The following is a 450-nucleotide window of genomic DNA, read 5'->3' as shown; positions in this document are numbered from 1 at the left end:
TGAAGCGCCCTGGGTTTCGTTCCGCGCTTATGTGGTGACGAGGGCTCTCGCCTGGGATTGATCGTAGGCCGCTTCGACCTCGGCGGGCGTGCGGTAGTCGAGAGCTTCGTGCAGGCGTTGACGGTTCCACCAGCTGACCCACTCCAGCGTCGCCAATTCGACCGCCGATGTCGACGGCCACGTCGTGCGTGAGTAGATCAGCTCGGCCTTGTACAAGCCGTTGACCGTCTCAGCCAAGGCGTTGTCATACGAATCGCCTACTGTCCCAACCGAAGGCGCGACGCCGTGCTCGGCCAACGTGTCGGTGTACGCCAGCGAAACGTACTGGACTCCGCGGTCGCTGTGATGCACGAGCCGTCCGCTCTGACGCGCCGCCGGGGTCGTGGTGATCGCCTGCTGCAACGCGATCATCGGCAACGCCTGCGTCGTCAGCGACGACGCGACCGACCA

At 64.7% G+C, this 450-nt stretch carries 1 protein-coding gene; it reads right to left on the bottom strand.

Features of this window, described 5'->3' with window-relative positions; all coding sequences use genetic code 11:
* Nucleotides 1-27 precede the first annotated feature (27 nt).
* On the bottom strand, nt 28-450 hold a 423-nt coding region (locus tag GSY69_RS13870; RefSeq protein WP_160954406.1), incomplete at its 5' end, for an integrase core domain-containing protein.

The sequence above is a fragment of the Brevibacterium rongguiense genome (assembly GCF_009857845.1).
GTDB lineage: Bacteria > Actinomycetota > Actinomycetes > Actinomycetales > Brevibacteriaceae > Brevibacterium > Brevibacterium rongguiense.
The sequence above is the reverse complement of the archived record's forward strand: the minus strand, read 5'-3'. Positions and strand labels throughout refer to the sequence as shown.